This is a genomic window from Pseudomonas sp. G166, from assembly GCF_037027455.2.
Classification (GTDB): domain Bacteria; phylum Pseudomonadota; class Gammaproteobacteria; order Pseudomonadales; family Pseudomonadaceae; genus Aquipseudomonas.
In genome coordinates, this window is sequence record NZ_CP146985.1 from 5,228,187 (window position 1) to 5,243,853 (window position 15,667).

At 59.8% G+C, this 15,667-nt stretch carries 17 protein-coding genes; 6 read left to right on the forward strand and 11 right to left on the reverse strand.

From position 1 onward, the window contains the following. Positions 1–43: 43 nt before the first annotated feature. The 4 genes from aspS to SGN16_RS23150 form a co-directional block, all read right to left on the reverse strand. Entirely contained in the window at positions 44–1,819 is a 1,776-nt protein-coding gene (gene aspS, locus SGN16_RS23135; protein ID WP_210640405.1) for an aspartate--tRNA ligase, read from the reverse strand. A 75-nt stretch (positions 1,820–1,894) separates the two neighbouring features. Beyond that, on the reverse strand, positions 1,895–2,116 hold the full coding sequence (locus tag SGN16_RS23140; RefSeq protein ID WP_003178589.1) for a zinc ribbon domain-containing protein: 222 nt from the start codon (positions 2,114–2,116) through the stop codon (positions 1,895–1,897). 136 nt (positions 2,117–2,252) lie between these two features. Then, a complete protein-coding gene (locus SGN16_RS23145) occupies positions 2,253–2,606 on the reverse strand; it encodes a ribbon-helix-helix domain-containing protein (protein ID WP_335945077.1) in 354 nt (117 codons plus the stop codon). A 207-nt stretch (positions 2,607–2,813) separates the two neighbouring features. Further along, positions 2,814–3,287 (reverse strand): Dps family protein, encoded by a 474-nt coding sequence (locus SGN16_RS23150; protein ID WP_210640415.1) that lies wholly within the window; start codon positions 3,285–3,287, stop codon positions 2,814–2,816. Positions 3,288–3,334: 47 nt separating this feature from the next. On the opposite strand from SGN16_RS23150, the gene SGN16_RS23155 reads away from it, so the two are divergent. Beyond that, positions 3,335–3,499: a hypothetical protein gene (locus tag SGN16_RS23155; RefSeq protein WP_210640417.1), complete on the forward strand. Its 165-nt coding sequence runs from the start codon at positions 3,335–3,337 to the stop codon at positions 3,497–3,499. Positions 3,500–3,676: 177 nt separating this feature from the next. Continuing rightward, positions 3,677–4,282 carry a cold-shock protein gene (locus SGN16_RS23160; RefSeq protein WP_210640419.1) on the forward strand — a complete coding sequence of 202 codons (606 nt, stop codon included), beginning with the start codon at positions 3,677–3,679 and terminating at the stop codon, positions 4,280–4,282. A gap of 72 nt (positions 4,283–4,354) precedes the next feature. Here SGN16_RS23160 and SGN16_RS23165 read toward each other — a convergent pair whose 3' ends face one another. Then, positions 4,355–4,561 carry a SlyX family protein gene (locus SGN16_RS23165; RefSeq protein ID WP_210640421.1) on the reverse strand — a complete coding sequence of 69 codons (207 nt, stop codon included), beginning with the start codon at positions 4,559–4,561 and terminating at the stop codon, positions 4,355–4,357. 4 nt (positions 4,562–4,565) lie between these two features. After that, positions 4,566–4,991 (reverse strand): HIT domain-containing protein, encoded by a 426-nt coding sequence (locus SGN16_RS23170; protein WP_335945078.1) that lies wholly within the window; start codon positions 4,989–4,991, stop codon positions 4,566–4,568. Positions 4,992–5,888: 897 nt separating this feature from the next. Here SGN16_RS23170 and SGN16_RS23175 point away from each other — a divergent pair. After that, positions 5,889–7,217 (forward strand): OprD family porin, encoded by a 1,329-nt coding sequence (locus tag SGN16_RS23175; protein WP_335945079.1) that lies wholly within the window; start codon positions 5,889–5,891, stop codon positions 7,215–7,217. Between the two features lie 141 nt (positions 7,218–7,358). On the opposite strand, the gene SGN16_RS23180 is transcribed toward SGN16_RS23175, so the two are convergent. Further along, a complete protein-coding gene (locus SGN16_RS23180; protein WP_335945080.1) occupies positions 7,359–8,201 on the reverse strand; it encodes a mechanosensitive ion channel family protein in 843 nt (280 codons plus the stop codon). Positions 8,202–8,344: 143 nt separating this feature from the next. Continuing rightward, the gene (locus tag SGN16_RS23185; protein WP_003205057.1) at positions 8,345–8,830 is read right to left on the reverse strand and encodes a YajQ family cyclic di-GMP-binding protein; all 486 of its coding nucleotides are present in this window, start codon (positions 8,828–8,830) and stop codon (positions 8,345–8,347) included. A gap of 142 nt (positions 8,831–8,972) precedes the next feature. Here SGN16_RS23185 and SGN16_RS23190 point away from each other — a divergent pair, with 142 nt between their 5' ends. The 3 genes from SGN16_RS23190 to SGN16_RS23200 are packed head-to-tail and all read left to right on the forward strand — an operon-like array spanning position 8,973 to position 12,556. Continuing rightward, complete coding sequence (locus SGN16_RS23190) at positions 8,973–9,890, forward strand: putative 2-dehydropantoate 2-reductase (protein WP_335945081.1); 918 nt, start codon at positions 8,973–8,975, stop codon at positions 9,888–9,890. A 45-nt stretch (positions 9,891–9,935) separates the two neighbouring features. Beyond that, the gene (locus SGN16_RS23195) at positions 9,936–11,972 is read left to right on the forward strand and encodes an ATP-binding protein (RefSeq protein WP_335945082.1); all 2,037 of its coding nucleotides are present in this window, start codon (positions 9,936–9,938) and stop codon (positions 11,970–11,972) included. A 2-nt stretch (positions 11,973–11,974) separates the two neighbouring features. Beyond that, positions 11,975–12,556 (forward strand): cob(I)yrinic acid a,c-diamide adenosyltransferase, encoded by a 582-nt coding sequence (locus tag SGN16_RS23200; RefSeq protein ID WP_335945083.1) that lies wholly within the window; start codon positions 11,975–11,977, stop codon positions 12,554–12,556. A 145-nt stretch (positions 12,557–12,701) separates the two neighbouring features. On the opposite strand, the gene SGN16_RS23205 is transcribed toward SGN16_RS23200, so the two are convergent. From SGN16_RS23205 to argJ, 3 genes are all read right to left on the reverse strand, one after another. Beyond that, the gene (locus tag SGN16_RS23205; RefSeq protein WP_210640435.1) at positions 12,702–13,646 is read right to left on the reverse strand and encodes a Nudix family hydrolase; all 945 of its coding nucleotides are present in this window, start codon (positions 13,644–13,646) and stop codon (positions 12,702–12,704) included. Beyond that, positions 13,643–14,275 (reverse strand): glutathione S-transferase family protein, encoded by a 633-nt coding sequence (locus SGN16_RS23210; RefSeq protein WP_210640437.1) that lies wholly within the window; start codon positions 14,273–14,275, stop codon positions 13,643–13,645. Before SGN16_RS23210 ends, SGN16_RS23205 begins: the two co-directional genes overlap by 4 nt. A gap of 160 nt (positions 14,276–14,435) precedes the next feature. Continuing rightward, complete coding sequence (argJ, locus tag SGN16_RS23215; protein WP_109753795.1) at positions 14,436–15,653, reverse strand: bifunctional glutamate N-acetyltransferase/amino-acid acetyltransferase ArgJ; 1,218 nt, start codon at positions 15,651–15,653, stop codon at positions 14,436–14,438. Positions 15,654–15,667 lie beyond the last annotated feature (14 nt).

Below are 15,667 nucleotides of genomic sequence, written 5' to 3' on the forward strand. Positions count from 1 at the left end.
CAATGAAAAGGCGCATCCGAAGATGCGCCCTTAAGGGTCAGCCTTACTCAGCCTTTGGCTGTTCACGCAGACGGATGTGCAACTCGCGCAGTGCCTTGGCATCCACCACGCCCGGGGCCTGGGTCATGACATCGGCCGCGCTCTGGGTTTTCGGGAACGCGATCACTTCACGGATCGACTGGGCGCCAGTCATCAGCATCACCAGGCGGTCCAGGCCGAAGGCCAGGCCACCGTGGGGCGGGGCACCGTACTTCAGCGCATCGAGCAGGAAGCCGAATTTCTCTTCCTGCTCCGCTTCGTTGATGCCCAGCAGACGGAAGACCGCCTGTTGCATTTCCTTGCGATGGATACGGATCGAACCGCCACCCAGCTCGGTGCCGTTCAAGACCATGTCGTAAGCGCGCGACAGGGCGGTGGCCGGGTTGGCCTCCAACTCTTGCGGCGAGCACTTCGGCGCGGTGAACGGGTGGTGCAGCGCAGAGAAGCTGCCATCGTCGTTCTCTTCGAACATCGGGAAGTCAACGACCCACATCGGCGCCCACTCGCAGGTCAGCAGCTTCAGGTCGTGACCCAGCTTGATGCGCAGTGCGCCCAAGGCTTCGCTGACTATCTTGGCCTTGTCGGCGCCGAAAAACACGATGTCGCCATCAACCGCACCCACGCGATCGAGGATCACGTTCAGGTTGGCTTCAGGGATATTTTTCACGATCGGCGATTGCAGGCCGTCAACACCCGCGGCGCGCTCGTTGACCTTGATGTACGCCAGGCCCTTGGCACCGTAGATGCCGACGAACTTGGTGTAGTCGTCGATCTGCTTGCGCGGCATGCTTGCCCCGCCTGGCACACGCAGCGCCGCGATACGGCATTTCGGGTCGTTGGCCGGGCCGCTGAATACCTTGAAATCGACTTCCTTGAGCTGGTCGGCCACGTCCACCAGTTCCAACGGGTTACGCAGGTCCGGCTTGTCGGAACCGTAGCGACGCATGGCTTCTTCGAAGGTCATGTGCGGGAATTCGCCGAACTCCAGACCCAGCACTTCCTTGAACAGATTGCGGATCATGCCTTCGGTCAGGCCCATGATGTCTTTTTCATCGAGGAAGCTGGTCTCGATGTCGATCTGAGTGAACTCAGGCTGACGATCGGCACGCAGATCTTCGTCGCGGAAGCATTTGGCGATCTGGTAGTAGCGGTCGAAGCCGGCCACCATCAGCAGTTGCTTGAACAGCTGCGGCGATTGCGGCAAGGCGAAGAAACTGCCGGGGTGTGTACGACTCGGCACCAGGTAGTCGCGAGCGCCTTCCGGCGTGGCGCGGGTCAGGATCGGCGTCTCGACGTCGAGGAACCCGTTCTCGTCCAGGTAGCGACGAATGCTGGTGGTCATGCGCGAACGCAGACGCAGCTTCTCGGCCATTTCCGGGCGACGCAGGTCGATGAAGCGGTAGCGCAGGCGGGTTTCTTCGCCCACATCGGAATATTCGTTGAGCGGAAACGGAGGGGTTTCCGACTCGTTCAACACTTCCAGCTCGTAGCCCAGCACCTCGATCATGCCGGACGCCATGTTGGCGTTGCTGGCACCGGCCGGACGCAAGCGGACCTTACCGGTGACCTTGACCACATATTCGCTGCGCACGCGGTCGGCGGAGGCGAAGGTTTCAGCGCGGTCCGGATCGAACACCACCTGCGCCAGGCCTTCACGATCACGGATATCGAGGAAAATCACCCCGCCATGGTCACGGCGACGATGGACCCATCCGCAAAGAGTAACTTCCTGACCTTCCAGGCTTTCGTTCAGTTGGCCGCAATAATGGCTGCGCATCATGGTAGTGGTTTCACTTCTCGTAATTCGAAATTCGGTTGGAGGACCTGCCCGTGCAAGCACTCGCGCGTGTTCAACTCAATCAGCTTTGTCGCCACCGGCCAGGTTCTTCTTGGCGCCGGTCTTGAAGTCGGTTTCATACCAGCCGGTGCCGCCGAGGCGAAAACCTGGCATGGACAGCATCTTTTTCAGTTCCGGCGCCTGGCAGGCAGGGCAGTCGACCAGCGGTGCCGCGCTGATCTTTTGAATGGCTTCCATCTGATGACCACAGGAAGCACATTGATAGTCGTACATCGGCATGGGGGTTGTCTCGGCGATCAGGTTACTCGCGCAAAGGTTGGGCTTTGCGGCAAAGAGCGGGATTATATCCATTAAATGCAGCCTGTGCAGCCGTAAGACCGCACAGGCCATCACCATCTTCGATGGGGCTATGCGCTCACCCAGCCAATGTGGGTTGCACGACCTCCATCCCGGTTTCCTTCAAACTGTGCACCACGCAGACCACGCGCACCAAGCCACTGAAATTGCGCACCCCACCGTGACGCAGGTGCACTTCCCGGTCCACATGGGACAGCAACGTGCTGACAGAACAGCTGTTGAGCCGGGCCATGGCACCGAGAATATCCCAATAGATCTGCTCCAGCCGCAGACAGGTAGCGAACCCGTTCAGGCGGATGGATCGGGCCGAGGGACAGGCCAGTTGCATATCGAACCCACTGACGAACGGGTCGATGTCGATGGATCGAAAACGCCCCTGCCGCCCCTCCCTGGTTGCTTTTCCTTGAATCATACCGTTGACACTCCTTTGCCATACGAACCTCTCAGTTGGAACAACCAATCTGTGGCTCTATGGAAGCTCAACGGCATCGCCAGATCCAGATGACTTTATGACCATCGACGTAGGACAAGCCAACGGCACGCAGGCGACGAATTACGCTGTCCTACACGCGGCGCGCAGGCAACGATACCTACGCCCCGTTCATCGCCCGCGCGATGTTTACCGCTCGTCCAGCAATGAACGCAACATCCACGCGGTTTTTTCATGGACCTGCATACGCTGGGTCAGCAGATCGGCAGTGGGTTCATCACTGACCTTGTCCAACAGGGGAAAGATGCTGCGGGCCGTACGCGTCACCGCCTCCTGGCCCTCGACCAGTTGCCTGATCATGTCCTCGGCCCCAGGCACGCCCTCCTCTTCCTTAATAGAGGACAAGCGCGCATACACCGAGTAGGCGCCCGGTGCCGGGAAGCCCAGCGCGCGGATTCGCTCGGCAATCAGGTCCACCGCCAGCGCCAGCTCGTTATATTGCTCTTCGAACATCAGGTGCAGGGTCCGAAACATCGGCCCCGTGACGTTCCAGTGGAAGTTGTGGGTCTTGAGATACAGCACATAGGTGTCCGACAGCAGGCGTGACAGCCCGTCGACGATGGACTTGCGATCTTCTTCACTGATACCGATATCAATTGCCATGTGGGTTGATCTCCTGATGGTGATGAATTTGACAATGACTCTAGTGGATGTCGCCGTCTGTAGCCTGCGACAAATTGCCAACGTTCCTGAACCGACAAGCCGGGACACCGAACGGTTCCGGCAAGCCGGGGAAATTCAACGCCCTTTACCAGGGACCTTCAAGCGCCGGCGGGATTTTCCTGGCCGACGAACAGCGCGGCACGCGTCGGTAACGAGTTTGAGAAGGCCAGGGCTTTGCTGTTAAATAGGCAGTGTGTCGCTACGCCTATTTTTCCAGGTGTGGCGCATAGGCTGATTCGGGTACGTGTCCAACGCCTCTTAATTTTTCCGAAGCGAACCGCCCCGACCAGCTCTTCCTTGTGATCCGTCTTAACCGTGAGCCAATCAAAATGTTGAAAATCGTCCACTTGCTAATGGGCGCAGCTGCCCTGCTGCTGTCCTTCATCCCTAGCCTGGGTTCCGAAGCCACACCTTACCTGCAACACCCCGACGCGCTGTACCTGGCCTTTTTCGGCCTGCTCAACCTGACCCTCGCACCTGTTATCCCTTACTGGAACAAAGGTCCACGTCATCAACTGCAAAACCTTGTCAGCGCCTTGCTGGTATTGGCCGTTGCCCTGCAAACCCTGGCCCTGCTGGCACCTATGCCGGAAATCGGCGGTCAACCGGCCATTGTGTTCAGCCTGGCCGCGGCACTGCTGGCGGTGGCACTGCACTTGGCTGTCAGCTTCTACAAAAAGTCGTCACCCGCCGCCGCACCTCAGAACTACGACATGTCCAACCGCGATACCGGCACCGTGAAGTGGTTCAACACATCCAAGGGGTTCGGCTTCATTTCCCGCGACTCCGGCGATGATATTTTCGTGCATTTCCGGGCCATTCGTGGCGAAGGCCACCGCGTCCTGGTAGAAGGCCAGCGCGTGGAATTCTCCGTGATGAACCGTGACAAAGGCCTGCAGGCCGAAGATGTGATCGCCGCGCTCCCGCGCCGCTGATCCAAGCGTAAAAAAAACCGCGATGCAGCCTGGCTGCTCGCGGTTTTTTATTGCCTGCCGTTCGGGGCCTGCTCAGTAATGAGGCGGTGGCGCCTCTTCTTCGAAGGATTCGAATTGCCCAACCATTTCTTCCTGGCGCTTGAGCAGCGCCGCCATCTGCAGTTGCAGGCGTTCGACGACTCGCTGTTGTTCCACCAGCACGTCGTTCAATGCCTGGATGGTGTCATCCTGAAACGCCAGGCGGCTTTCCAGATCGGTTACACGCGCTTCAAGGTTCATGGTTTCAGCCCTCCAGAAACTTGAAATCATTGGTCAGGGCCACCCGCAACCGTTCGCGAATGGCCGTCACCTGCTCCTCATTATACGGCTTGGCCGGATGCTTGCCCCAGACTGGCGCCGGCCAAGCAGCATCATCACGCTTGCGGACGATGACATGCATGTGCAATTGACTGACAACGTTACCTAAGGTTGCAACGTTCAACTTGTCGGCATCGAACGAGTCCTTGAGGGTTTCGGCCAGCGCTGTGGTTTCTTTCCACAACTGTTGTTGATCGGCGTCATCCAATTGAAACAATTCGCTGATATCTTCCCGCCGCGGTACGAGGATGAACCACGGGTAATTTGAATCGTTGGACAAGAGCAGCCGGCACAACGGGAAATCACCGATGGGCAATGTGTCTTGTTGCAATCGTGGATCTAAGGCAAACACCGCGCGTACTCCTCGCTCGTTATCGGTTCTGCCCGGTCTGGCGGCCCGCTGGCCTGCGCCGGGCACAGACTGGCAGCATACCCGCGAATGCCGACTCGTTCACTGTGTACCGCCCGGGCCCTGGCCTGAGGCCAATATTCGAGCCGTCTTTTTCGGCGCCTGGCATTAACAAGTGCAGCCCCGCGCACCAACACAGCGCAAAGATACCGTGAACACCTGAAACGACCGCCCCAAGGGTTATGCAAAACGCCGGACCTGTATGATTTTCGTACAGCTTGAAAATTTTTTGCACCAAAACAGCACAGTGCGTCTACGCTCAGTGCACGAAGCATCCGGGATTTACTCACCTGGCAGGGTGAACCGGTAACGTTTTTGGTTGTCTCGCGACATTTGTCGGTGCCAAACACGATAGCTGCACGGCAGTCAACCCTATTTAAAACAAGGCCTTTGGAGCCCGGTTTCATGAGGTTTCACCGCGACAGCAGCTAAAATGTGAAAAAAATGTAAACGAAACTCGGGTTTGTGCATGCTTGTTGCATTCATCCCCACATCGTCCAAAGGGCCCTACCGGAAGCGGGGCCCTGCAGACATACAAATTAAAGTGGCAAGGCTGCCCTCAGGAGCTTCAAGCGCGGTAATGACGGACTCTTTACACCGATGCCGGAAAAGAAAAACAACATTAAAGTTGTGAATCCGATTGCGTCGGGCCAGCTGAAATGCGACATGGATCGAGCCATTGGCGACACGGTCGTAAAGAAGCTGAAAGGTTACATGGGCAAGTATCGCCAATAGGGTCGGCGTGATATAAGTTTGCGCCGACACAAAAAGAAAGAGCCGCCCAGATAATAAAACAGGTGGGACGGCAGTACTCTTCTAAAACCAAAGGAGCAAATCACGATGCGCGTGATGAAGTGGAGCATGATCGCACTGGCAGTTGCAGCAGCCGCCAGTACTCAAATGGCCTCGGCCGCACCTTTCGTAAGTGACCAGGCTGAAGCCAAAGGTTTTGTTGAAGATGCCAGCGCTAAACTGCTGCTGCGCAACTACTACTTCAACCGTGACCGCAAAGATGGTTCAACCGATCAGAAAGACTGGACCCAAGGTATCTGGGGTAACTTCAACTCCGGTTACACCCAAGGCACCGTAGGCGTAGGCGTCGATGCCTTCGGTTACCTGGCAGTCAAACTGGACGGTGGCGACGGTACCGGCGGCACTGGCAACATGAGCCGCGATGCCGATGGCGACGTCAACGACAGCCAAGGCAAGGCCGGCGCAGCTATCAAATTCCGCGTATCCAAGACCGAGCTGAAAATTGGTGACCAGCAGCCAAGCACTGCCCCAGTGTTCGCTGTAGGTGGTTCCCGCGTTCTGCCTCAAACTGCCAGCGGTTTCCAACTGCAAAGCAGCGAAGTCAAAGATCTTGACCTCGAAGCCGGTCACTTCTACTCGGGTACCAGCCAGGACCGCAACGCTCGCAACGGCGGCCTGTTTGCAACCTACGCTGGCGTAGAAGCCAACACCATCGACTACGCTGGTGGTAAATATGCCTTCAGCGACAACCTGAGCGCATCGATCTACGGCGCCCAGCTGGAAGATATCTGGAACCAGTACTACGGCAACCTGAACTACACCATCCCAATGGGTGGCGATCAGTCGCTGAACCTGGACGGTAACATCTACCGCACCACCGACACCGGCAGCTCCAAGGCTGGTGACATCAGCAACACCGCGTTCTCCCTGGCAGCTGCCTTCTCGTTCCTGAAAGCGCACACCATCACCGTTGGCTTCCAGAAAATCAACGGCGACACACCATTCGACTACATCGGTGTGGGCACCAACAACCGCGGCGGCGACTCGATCTTCCTCGCCAACTCCATCCAGTACTCTGACTTCAACGGTCCTAACGAGAAGTCCGCCCAGGTTCGTTACGACCTGAAAATGGCCGAGTACGGCGTTCCAGGTCTGAGCTTCATGACCCGTTACGTTAAAGGTTGGGACATCGACGGCACCAACACTCCTGCAGGCAGCCCTTACGCTGGTCTGTACGGTGCAGACGGCAAGCACAACGAAACCAACTTCGAAGCCAAGTACGTTGTTCAGTCTGGCCCGGCAAAAGATCTTTCCTTCCGTGTTCGTCAAGCCTGGCACTACGCTAACGCTGACGAAGGTGAAGGCGATATCAAAGAGTTCCGCCTGATCGTCGACTACCCGATTTCGGTTCTGTAATTGCCGAAAGTTAGTTCGCGGTAATCAAAAAAGGCCCATCCTCGGATGGGCCTTTTTTATTGACATTGCAGCATCGGTTAACCGATCCACTCTTTCGAAAAGTTTGACCAATAGGTCAAATCTGAGCCGAAAGACTGTTCATTACACCGATGTCGATTCCTGAACTACCCGAATCACCCGCTGTGGAAACGGAATATCAATACCGGCGTCCTTCAAACGATCGCGCGCCTGTTCATTGAGCATGAATATTACGCTCCAGTAGTCCGCCGTTTTCACCCACGCCCGCAACGACACAGTGATCGAACTGTCGCCCAAGGTGGAAATCACCGCTTCCGGTGCCGGATCTGTCAGCACGCGCTCATCTTTGGCCAGCGCCAGCAACACTTCCCGGGCTTTTTGCAAGTCGGCCTGATAATCCACGCCTACGTCGAACACGACCTTACGGGTCGGCTGGCGATTGGTATTGGTGATGATCCCGTTCGACAGGTTGCCGTTGGGCACGATGACCGTCTTGTTGTCGCCGGTGCGAATCACCGTGTGGAAAATCTGGATGCTGTCGACCGTACCGGCCACACCCTGGGCTTCGATCCAGTCGCCGATGCGGAATGGACGGAACAGCAGGATCAGCACGCCGCCGGCGAAGTTCGCCAGGCTGCCCTGCAACGCCAGGCCGATGGCCAGGCCTGCCGCACCGATAGCGGCGACGAATGAGGTGGTTTCCACGCCGATCATCGACGCGACACTGACGATCAGCAGTATTTTCAGGATGATATTGGCCAGGGTACTGATAAACCCCTGCAGCGCCAGATCGGCATTACGCAGGGCCAGCAAAGCCCCCAGTTTCTGCGTCACCTTGTTGATCAGCCACCAGCCGATGGCCAAGGTAATGACTGCCAGCAGCACCCGGCTGCCGTATTCCATGATCATCGGGATCCAGGTCTGGGAAGCCTTGACCAGGTTGTCCACTTCAGCGTTCAAGTCCATCTTTCTCTCCTATTCCTGTCGCACGCGGCATTGTGGCGAGGGAGCTTGCTCCCGCTGGGCTGCGTAGCGGCCCCTTTGATGGGTGCTGCGCCCCAAGCGGGAGCAAGCTCCCTCGCCACAGTGTTTCCCTATAACCGAAGGGATCAGTCGCGGAAGTTGTTGAATTGCAGTGGCATGCCGAATTCCTTGCCCCGCAGTGCCGCGATGGCTTCCTGCAAGTCGTCACGTTTCTTGCCGGTGACGCGCACCTGCTCGCCCTGGATGGCGGCTTGTACCTTGAGCTTGGCGTCCTTGATATGAGCGACGATTTTCTTCGCCAGCTCCTTGTCGATACCTTCCTTGAGCACGGCTTCCTGCTTCATCAGCTTGCCCGAGGCGTAGGCGTCCTTGACCTCAAGGCACTGCACGTCGATCTTGCGCTTGACCAGCGCCAGCTTGAGGATCTCGATCATCGCCTCGAGTTGGAAGTCGGCCTCGGCGGTCAGGTTGACGGTCAGGTCCTTTTCCTTGAACTCGAAACTGCCCTTGCCCTTGAGGTCATAACGACGGTCGAGTTCCTTGACGGCGTTTTCAACGGCGTTGGTGACTTCGTGCTTGTCCAGTTCGGATACCACGTCGAATGACGGCATGTAGTGTTCTCCAAATAAAAAGGCGCGCTGGAACAAAGGCGCGCGCTTGGCTTGTGGTTAAAATCGGGCTCATTATAACGGGTCTTTTCTTGCCGATACCGCGAGCCCCGCAGATGCCTGCGCCAAACCGAGTAAAAAACTGATGTCCACGACCTGGCATGTCCTCGGGGCTGGCAGCCTCGGCACCCTGTGGGCCACTCGCCTGGCCCGGGCCGACCTGCCGGTGCGGCTGGTGCTGCGCGATGAAGCCCGCTTGCAAGCTTATCGGGCGGCCGGTGGCCTGACACTGGTGGAACAGGGTCAAGCGCAGTGTTACCCGGTGCCAGGCGAAACCGCGCAAAGCCCCGAGCCCATCAAACGCTTGCTGTTGGCCTGCAAGGCCTATGATGCCGAAGCGGCCGTGGCCTCGGTGGCCCATCGCCTGAGCGCCGAATCGGAGCTGATCCTGTTGCAGAACGGCCTCGGTAGCCAGGACGCAGTGGCCAATCGCGTCCCCCAGGCTCGCTGCATCAGCGCATCCAGCACCGAAGGCGCGTTCCGCGACGGGGACTGGCGCGTGGTGTTCGCCGGCCACGGCTACACCTGGCTGGGCGACCCCGCGCATCCAGTGGCACCGTTCTGGCTGGATGACCTGAGCGCCGCTGGCATCCCCCACGAATGGAGCGCCGACATCCTCACCCGGCTCTGGCGCAAACTGGCGCTCAACTGCGCAATCAACCCGCTGACCGTGCTGCATCACTGCAAGAATGGAGGCTTGCAGGCGCATCACTGCGAAGTGGCGACCCTGTGCGCCGAACTCACCGATCTGCTGGAGCGCTGCGGTCAACCCGCGGCAGCCGAAAATTTGCCGAGCGAAGTGGAACGGGTAATCCAGGCCACGGCCGCCAACTACTCTTCGATGTACCAGGACGTCGTCAATGGCCGCCGTACCGAAATCAGCTACCTGCTCGGCCACGCCTGCAAGGTTGCCCAGCGCCATGAGCTGGTCGTGCCGCACCTGGAACAGCTGCGCCAGCGACTGATTGTCCACTTGGACAACCTCGGATTGCCCAGCGACTGAGCAGCGGCTACGCTGGCCTCGTGTTCCCTTTTAGCGACGAGTCTGATGCCATTGCGCCAGCGCCTTGAAAACCTCCCGGTCGGCCAGAAACTGCTGGCCGCCCTGTTGGTGTTGTTGACCACTGTCTTGCTGGTGGCCAACCTGACCTTTATCAGCGCCGCCTATTACATTTCCCAGGAAAGCATGGCGCCCCAGGCCCTGCAGACCATCGGCCGGCTGGTGGCCAACCCAAGCCTGATCTCCGAGGCTTTGCAATCGCCACAAAGTGCCAAACGCCTGCTCGATGAACTCAACAGCTATGCACCGCTACGGGCGGCGGCGCTGTACGACGGCCAGGGCGAACGCCTGGCGCAGTTGCAACATGCCGAAAAACTCAAACTACCGGACCATTATCGCCATATGCAGGCTTGGCAGGCTGGCGAGTTCCGCAGCAACCAGGTCATCACCCTGCCCCGCCCCGGTACGGAGCCGGGCCATCTGTTGCTGGTGGCCAGCAGCGAACTGCCCACGGCGTTCTACACCGGTACCCTGACCGCCAGCCTGGGTATCCTGATTTTCAGCGTGTTGCTGTGGCTGATCATTGCCCAACAGATCAAACGCCTGATCACCCAACCGATACATCAGCTCGAGGAGCTGTCGCGCCAGGTCACTCGCGAGGAGAACTACTCTCTGCGTGCCGCGCGTGGCAATCACGATGAAATCGGTAGCCTGGCCGAGGCGTTCAATACCATGCTCTCGCGCATCGAAGCCCGGGAACAGCAACTCAAGCGCGCCAGGGATGATTCCCAGGCCGCCTATGACCAGGCCCAGGGTCTGGCGGAAGAAACCCGTCACACCAACCGCAAGCTGGAGCTGGAAGTCCAGGTGCGCAGCAAGATCGAGAAAAAACTCACGGGTTTCCAGAACTACCTCAACAGCATCATCGATTCCATGCCGTCGGCCCTGATCGCGCTCGACGAGCAGCTCTACGTCACCCAATGGAACCAGGAGGCCAGCGCCCTCTCCGGCACACGGCTGGACGAAGCGCTGAACCAGCCGATCTTCCTCGCCTTCGAACCGCTCAAACCCTACCTGCCGCAGCTCAAGCAGACGGTCGAACAGCACACGGTGGCCAAGATCGAACGCGTCACCTGGACCAAGGACGACGAAGCCCGCCACTATGCCCTGACCTTCTACCCGCTGATGGGTGGCGCCGGGCGCGGGGTGGTGATTCGAATCGATGACATCACCCAGCGCCTGTCGCTGGAGGAAATGATGGTGCAATCGGAAAAGATGCTCTCGGTCGGCGGCCTCGCGGCGGGCATGGCCCACGAGATCAACAACCCGCTGGGGGCGATCCTGCACAACGTGCAGAACATCCGCCGACGCCTGTCGCCGGAATTGCCCAAGAACCTCGAACAGGCCGAGCAACTGGGCATCGAGCTACCGGTGGTCAATCGTTACCTGCAGAGCCGGGAGATTCCACAGCTGCTCGACGGCATTCAGCAGGCCGGCGCCCGGGCGGCGAAAATCGTCACCCACATGCTCAGCTTCAGCCGGCGCAGTACCCGGCAAATGGCGCCGTGCGACCTGCCGGCACTGATCGACCAAGCGGTGGAAATCGCCGGCAATGACTTCGACCTGGCGATTGGTTTCGACTTCAAGGGCCAGGCGATCATCCGTCAGTTCGACCCGAACCTGGGCCCGGTGCCCGGCACGGCCAACGAGCTGGAGCAGGTACTGCTCAACCTGCTGAAAAACGCCGCCCAGGCGATCCACCAACGCCAGGACGACAGCGAGCCCGGGCGCATTATCCTGCGCACGCGGTTGAATCCACCGTGGGCGGAAATCCAGGTCGAGGACAACGGCATCGGCATGAGCGAAAACGTGCGCAAACGCACCTTCGAACCGTTCTTCACCACCAAGGAAATCGGCCAAGGCACGGGCCTGGGGCTGTCGGTTTCGTATTTCATCATCACCAACAACCACAAGGGCCAGATGGAAGTGCAGTCAGCGCCGGGCCAAGGCACCTGCTTCACCTTGCGCCTGCCCCTGACGGGCACTTCGATGGTGGCGCAGGAAAACAAGCAACTGGAGCGCTGAGCATGGGTTTTCGCCTGTCGAAGATTTACACCCGCACCGGCGACAAAGGTGAAACCGGGTTGGGCGATGGTCGCCGCGTGGCGAAGGATCACCCGCGGGTCGAGGCCATTGGCGAAGTGGACACGCTGAATAGTCAGCTGGGGTTGCTGCTGGCCGGCCTTGCCGCTGAAATGGCTCAATACCCGGCACTCAAGGAGGTCATCGAAGTGCTGACGCCTTGTCAGCACCGGCTGTTCGATCTCGGCGGTGAACTGGCGATGCCGGCCTATCAGGCACTGAGCACGACGGAAGTCGAGCGGCTGGAAACGGCGATTGATGTGTGGAACGAGGAATTGGGGCCGCTGGAGAATTTCATCCTGCCCGGCGGCTCGACCCTGGTAGCCCAGGCCCATGTCTGCCGTAGCCTGGCCCGCAGCGCCGAGCGCCGTTGCCAGCAGTTGAACGCCATGGAGCCGCTGGCCGGGCCAGGGTTGGCCTATATCAATCGGTTGTCGGACTTGTTGTTCGTGGCCGCGCGGGTCATCGCACGGCGGCAGGGGGTGGCGGAGGTGCTTTGGGTGGCGGCGGCCAAGCCTGGGGAGTGATCACAGAGGTGTATCGTTTGTGAGGTCCTCATCGTGAGCAAGCTCGCTCCCACAGTAATCTGCGGTGTACATGTTATCTATGTCACCCGGTAGATCCCTGTGGGAGCGAGCTTGCTCGCGATAGCGTCAGCAGCACACCACAAAATCAAGCCCCAGGCCAAAACGCCCGAATCCCCGCCACACCCTGCGCCCCGGCCTCCCAGGCCTTTTGCCGTTCGCCAGGCCCGACCCCACCCAACAGGTAGACCGGCTTGTTGAAACCCTCGATCAACCGCGCCGCCTCTGCCCACCCCAACGGCTGGGCGTCTGGATGGGTCTGGGTCGGTTGCACCGGCGAAAGGGTGACGAAGTCCACATCCATCTGCTGCGCCAGGGACAGTTCCTCGGCGTTATGACAGGAAGCAGCCAACCAGCGGTCCTTGCCGAAGGGGCGCCCTGCCGCCGCATGCTTGCGCAGTTGTGCGGCGGTGATGTGCCAGCCAGCGGAAGGAAAATCCCCCAGCCATTCGAACGGTCCCTTGAGCATCAGTTGGGCCTTGCCGGCACACAGCCCCGCCGCATCCACCGCCAGGTCGCGGTATTGCGGGTCGTAGCCGTTGGGTGCGCGTAGCTGGAGCAGTCTGATCCCACCAGCGATAGCCTTCTGCATGCCGCGCAACAAGCTGGGCGTTTCGAGGCCTTCAGGCGTGATCAGGTATTCGCCCGGCAAGCGGGCCGCCGCGACAATCGGTTGATTGGCCGCCGGAAACTCGTAGTTCGGCAGATCACGGGCCGTCACCCAAGCCAACGGTTGCCCTTCGGCGCCATGGGGCTCGCCGCTGAACGCCGAGACTTCCCAGACATCCAGCAATACCTGTTTGTCCGGGTAATCGTGGCGCACCTTGATCAGCGGCCGAGCGGTGCCGACCACGATGCCCAGCTCTTCATGAAGCTCCCGGGCCAGGGCGGTTTCGACGGACTCATCGGCCTCGACCTTACCGCCAGGAAACTCCCATAGACCGCCCTGGTGCTGGGTGTCGGCACGGCGGGCGATCAGGATCTTGCCAGCGGCGTCACGAATGACCGCCGCCGCTACGTGTACTCGTTTCACCGCGCAGTTTCCTCCAGGCCGGCCTGTTGCCACGCCTTGAACGCCGGCCATTGATAAAGGGTTTCGACATAGGCCGCATCGACCTCGGGCAATTCCACCTGATAGGTGCGCAGGCGCACGGCAATTGGCGCAAAAAACGCGTCGGCCAGGCTCAAGGTACCAAACAGGTAAGGGCCGGCCTCGGTGGCAGCAGCACGGCATTCAGCCCACAGCGCCAGCATCCGCTGGATCTCCGCCTGGACCTCAGGTGGCATCGGCGACAGCGGTGCATTGCGGGTCAACGCAAAGGGCATGTTGCTGCGAATGGCAAAGAAGCCGCTGTGCATTTGCGCACAGGCCGAGCGCGCCTGGGCCCGGGCAGCCACATCCTTGGGCCAGAGGCCGGCGGCGGGGAATTGCTCAGCCAGGTATTCGGCAATCGCCAGGGAATCGGCGATCACACCGAATTCGGTCTTGAGCAACGGGACTTTGGCGGTGGCTGAATACTTGAGCAGTTTCTCGCGGGTGTCGGGTTGGTCGAGCCTGACCAACTCTTCGGTGTACTTCGCGCCGGTCAGCGCCAGGGCCAAAGCGCCGCGCAGAGACCAGGAAGAAAGGTTTTTGTCGCCGATGATCAGGTGCAGGCTCATGTGGATTCCTTTCTTTTGGTTTTGTGGAGTCTGTACTGGCGCCATCGCGAGCAAGCTCGCTCCCACAGGGGATCGGCGGTGTAGACACTTTCTAAGTCACCCAGCAAATCCCTGTGGGAGCGAGCCTGCTCGCGATGGCAGCAACTCGGTCCCGAACCGGTTAAGTCCGGTACTCAGCGTTGATCTTCACATACTCGTGGGACAGGTCGGTAGTCCAGATCGTTTCGCTGCAAGCACCACGCCCCAGCTCGATACGGATGGTGATTTCTTCCTGTTGCATCACCGCCGCCCCCTGCGCCTCGGTGTAGGTCGCTGCACGGGCGCCTTGGCTGGCGATGCACACTTCACCGAGGAACACGTCGATCTTGCTCACGTCCAGCTCCGGCACACCGGCACGGCCAACAGCGGCAAGGATCCGGCCCCAGTTCGGGTCGGAGGCGAACAGCGCGGTCTTGATCAGCGGCGAGTGCGCCACGGTGTAGCCGACATCCAGGCATTCCTGGTGATTGCCACCGCCGTTGACCTGCACGGTCACGAACTTGGTAGCGCCTTCGCCGTCACGCACGATGGCCTGGGCCACTTCCATGCACACCTCGAACACCGCCTGCTTCAGGGCGGCGAACAGCGGACCACTGGCCTCGGTAATTTCCGGCAAGTTGGCCTTGCCGGTGGCGATCAGCATGCAGCAGTCGTTGGTGGAGGTGTCGCCGTCGATGGTGATGCGGTTGAACGACTTGTTGGCGCCGTCGAGCATCAGGTCTTGCAGCACCTGCCGGGAAACTTTGGCGTCGGTGGCGATGTAGCCGAGCATGGTCGCCATGTTCGGACGGATCATGCCGGCGCCTTTGCTGATGCCAGTGACGGTGACGGTCACGCCGTCGTGCTGGAACTGGCGGCTCGCGCCCTTGGGCAGGGTGTCGGTGGTCATGATGCCGGTGGCGGCGGCGGCCCAGTTGTTTTCCGACAGATCATCGAGAGCGGCCTGCAGCGCGCCTTCGATCTTCTCGACCGGCAACGGCTCGCCGATCACCCCGGTGGAATACGGCAGCACCTGGCTGGCATCGACACCAGTCAGCTCGGCCAGTTTGGCGCAAGTGCGCTCGGCGGCGGCCAGGCCTGGCGCGCCGGTACCGGCGTTGGCGTTACCGGTGTTGGTCAGCAGATAACGCACCGGCCCCTGAACGCGTTGCTTGGCCAGGATGACTGGAGCTGCGCAAAAAGCGTTGAGGGTGAACACCCCGGCAACCGTCGAGCCTTCGGCACAACGCATCACCACGACATCCTTGCGTCCGGGGCGCTTGATGCCCGCCGAGGCGATACCGAGTTCAAAACCGGCAACCGGGTGCAACGTTGGCAACGGACCAAGACCAACAGCCATGAATGCGCTCCTTA